Raw genomic sequence first — 3,411 nt, 5'->3', positions numbered from 1 at the left:
CGGAGCGCCGATGCAGTAGTGGATGCCCGCGCTGAAGGAGATGTGCGGGTTGTCGCGGCGGGTGACGTCCAGGCGGCCCGGGTCGGTGAAGACGGCCGGGTCGTGGTTGGCGGAGCCGAACAGCATCGCCACCTCCGCGCCGCGCGGGATCACCGTCCCGTCGATCTCGATGTCGTCCAGCACCCAGCGTTCGAAGAGCTGGAGCGGGGTGTCGTAGCGCATCAGCTCCTCCACGGCGGAGGGGATCAGCGAGTGGTCCGCGCGCAGGGCCGCCAACTGGTCCGGGTTGCGGAACAGGGCCAGCCAGCCGTTGGTCGTCGCGTTCACCGTGGCCTCGTGGCCCGCGTTCAGGAGCAGGACACAGGTCGAGATCATCTCCTGCTCGGTGAGGCGGTCGTCGTCCTCGTCGTGCGCCGCGATCAGGCCGGAGATCAGGTCGTCGCCCGGCTCCTTCCGGCGGGCGGCGATCAGTCCGCGCAGGTAGTCGGAGAAGTCGAGCGACGCGCGGACCGCCTTCGCCGCCGTCTCCTCGGACGGGTTCAGCTCGTACATGCCGCAGATGTCCGCCGACCAGGGGCGCAGCGGGGCGCGGTCGGTCTCCGGGATGCCCAGCATCTCGGCGATCACCGCGACCGGCAGCGGTTCGGCCACGTCGGTGAGCAGGTCGCCGCCGCCCGCCGCGACCAGCCGGGCCACCAGGTCGCCGGCCAGCCCCTGCACGTAGGGCCGCAGCCGCTCCACCGTGCGCGGCGTGAACGCCTTGGACACCAGGCGCCGGATGCGGGTGTGGTCCGGCGGCTCCAGGTCGAGCATGCCGTGGTCGTTGAGCGTGTGGAACGGCTCGTGCTCCGGCGGGGGCGGGGTGCGGCCGAAGTCCTCGTGGGTGAAGCGGTGCTGGTAGGTGCGGCCGAGGCGGCGGTCGCGCAGCAGCGCCGAGACGTCCGCGTGGTGCGGGACCAGCCACTGGTCGGTGGGCTCGTAGTGGTGCACGCGTCCCCGGGCCCGCAGCTCGGCGAACGCGGGGTAGGGGTCGGCGACGAAGTCCGGGTCCCACGGGTCGAAGGCTGCCATGGACGGACGCTAGCGCGACCCGGCCGCCCTGACCAGGGCCGCAGGGTCAGCCCGGCGTCACCAGGCGGGCCTCGTAGGCGAAGACCGCCGCCTGCGTGCGGTCCCTGAGGCCCAGCTTCACCAGGATCCGGCTGACGTGGGTCTTGATCGTCGACTCGGCGACCACCAGGTTCCCGGCGATCTCCGCGTTCGACAGGCCCTGCGCGATCAGCACCAGCACCTCCGTCTCCCGGTCGGTCAGCTCGCCGTACGCCGCGTGCGCGGACGGCATCGGGCGGGGGCCGTCGGACAGCTTGGAGAACTCGGTGATCAGCCGCTTGGTGACGGACGGGGCGAGCAGCGCCTCGCCGGACGCCACCACCCTGACCCCGTCGGCGAGTTGGCGGGCCGAGGCGTCCTTGAGGAGGAAGCCGGAGGCGCCCGCGCGCAGCGCCTGGTACACGTACTCGTCCAGGTCGAAGGTGGTCAGGACGAGCACCTTCGCCGCGCCGTCCGCGGTGATGATCCGCCGGGTCGCCTCGATGCCGTTCAGCTCGGGCATGCGGATGTCCATCAGGACGACGTCCGGGGCGAGTTCGCGGACCTTCTCGACCGCCTCGCGGCCGTTGACCGCCTCGCCGGCGACCTCGATGTCCGGCATCGCGTTCAGCAGGACCGAGAAGCCCTCGCGCACCATCATCTGGTCGTCGGCGATCAGTACGCGGATCGTCATGCGTCGTCCTCGGGCTGCACGGTCTCGGTCGGCACGGCGACCGGCAGGAACACCGACACCTCGTAGCCTCCGTCACCGGTGGGTCCGGCCGTCATCCCGCCGTTCAGCATCGACACCCGTTCCCGCATGCCGGTGATGCCGTGCCCGGCACCGGGCGAGGGCTTCACAAGACTGGTCTCGGGGACGGGGCCGTTGACGATTCTCAGGCCCAGGCCGCCCAGGACGTAGGAGACCTCGACGCGGGCGCTCGCGCCGGGCGCGTGGCGCAGGGTGTTGCTCAGCGCCTCCTGCACGATCCGGTACGCCGACAGCTCCACGCCGGGCGGCAGTTCGCGCACCGCGCCGGTCACCGCCTTGTCCACGGTGAGGCCCGTGTCGCGCACGTTGGCGAGCAGCGCGTCCAGGTCGGCGAGCGTGGGCTGCGGGGCGTCGGGCGCCTCGTAGTCCTCGGCGCGGACGACACCGAGGACGCGGCGCAGCTCGGTGAGCGCCGCCACCGCGTTCTCCCGGATGGTGGCGAAGGCCCGCTCCAGCTCCTCGGGCGGGTTCTCCACCCGGTAGGGCGCGGCCTCGGCCTGGATGGCGACCACCGACATGTGGTGGGCGACCACATCGTGCAGTTCCCGGGCGATCGTGGTGCGCTCCTCCAGCAGGGTGCGCCGGGACCGCTCGTGCGCGGTGACCGTCCGCTGCGCGGTCACCTCCTGCCGGGCGTCGCGGCGGATCTGCCGGATCGCGACGAGCAGCAGGGCGAGGGCGGAGAGGAAGAGCATGGGAGCGGAGGTGTTGAACTCACCGTCGCCGATCAGGGTCTGCACGACGAAGGCGTAAGCGGCGGTGAGCACCCACATCCAAGCGGCGGTGCGGGGCCGGGTGCGTATGGCCACGATCACCAGCACCGCCAGATGGCAGATGAACGCGCCCGGCTGCCAGGGCCATTCGCCCAGACTGCCGTCCAGCAGCGCGACCAGTGGCGTCGCCGCCATCGACATCCAGAAGGCGCCGACCGGCCGGAACAGCGTGGCCAGCACCGGTGCCGCGCACACCAGCCCGCTCAGCAGGGCCACCGGACCGGCCAGGGCGCCGTCGGCGACGGACCCGCCGAACATCGCGATCAGGGCCACGGCCGCCACCACCGCGTGCGGCAGGCGGGCGGCATGCCCCCGCGATCTGCCGGTGAGCCGACGCGTCAGCGGACCGTCCATCGCCATGGGCGGCAGCGGACGGTAGGCGAAGGCGTCGTGGAACAGCGCCTGGCGCAGTCCGCTCAGGGCATCCTTGGCCAGCCGGTACTCGGGGCTGCGCGCGCCGCCACTCCCGGAAGGCACGGTCCGCGTCTGCGTCGTCTCGGTCACGTCGGCAACGGTAGGCGCAGCCCGCCCCGCGGTCGTCACCTGTGAGAGGGGTCCTCCGGCATCCGCCTCAAGTACTACGGCCCCGCCCAGTGCCCGGAGGGCTCAGTACCCGGAGGGCCGCACCAGCCCCGACTCGTACGCGAAGACCGCCGCCTGGGTGCGGTCCCTGAGCCCCAGCTTCACCAGGATGCGGCCCACGTGCGTCTTCACCGTCTGCTCGGCGACGACCAGCCGCACGGCGATCTCCGCGTTCGACAGGCCCTGCGCGATCAG

At 72.3% G+C, this 3,411-nt stretch carries 4 protein-coding genes; all 4 read right to left on the bottom strand.

Annotated features, from left to right (window positions below):
- On the bottom strand, positions 1 to 1,071 hold a 1,071-nt coding region (locus GTW67_RS33765; protein ID WP_161168545.1), incomplete at its 3' end, for a cytochrome P450.
- Between the two features lie 46 nt (positions 1,072 to 1,117).
- Positions 1,118 to 1,783, bottom strand: coding sequence for a response regulator (locus GTW67_RS33760; protein WP_161168544.1), 666 nt, complete (start codon positions 1,781 to 1,783; stop codon positions 1,118 to 1,120).
- Positions 1,780 to 3,177 (bottom strand): histidine kinase, encoded by a 1,398-nt coding sequence (locus GTW67_RS33755; RefSeq protein ID WP_161168543.1) that lies wholly within the window; start codon positions 3,175 to 3,177, stop codon positions 1,780 to 1,782. The genes GTW67_RS33760 and GTW67_RS33755 overlap by 4 nt, the downstream gene beginning before the upstream one ends.
- Before the next feature lie 63 nt (positions 3,178 to 3,240).
- Positions 3,241 to 3,411 (bottom strand): response regulator transcription factor (locus GTW67_RS33750; protein ID WP_161168542.1); only part of this gene is annotated, 171 nt, incomplete at its 5' end.

The organism is Streptomyces sp. SID5910 (genome assembly GCF_009862125.1).
In the GTDB taxonomy this organism is placed as follows: Bacteria; Actinomycetota; Actinomycetes; order Streptomycetales; family Streptomycetaceae; genus Streptomyces.
Note: the sequence above shows the minus strand (reverse complement) of the source record. Positions and strands in the feature narration are given on the sequence as shown.

Bases quoted from the DNA above. Each gene is read 5' to 3' on its own strand.
- GTW67_RS33760 (WP_161168544.1), bottom strand. From the start codon at position 1,783: ATGACGATCCGCGTACTGATCGCCGACGACCAGATGATGGTGCGCGAG.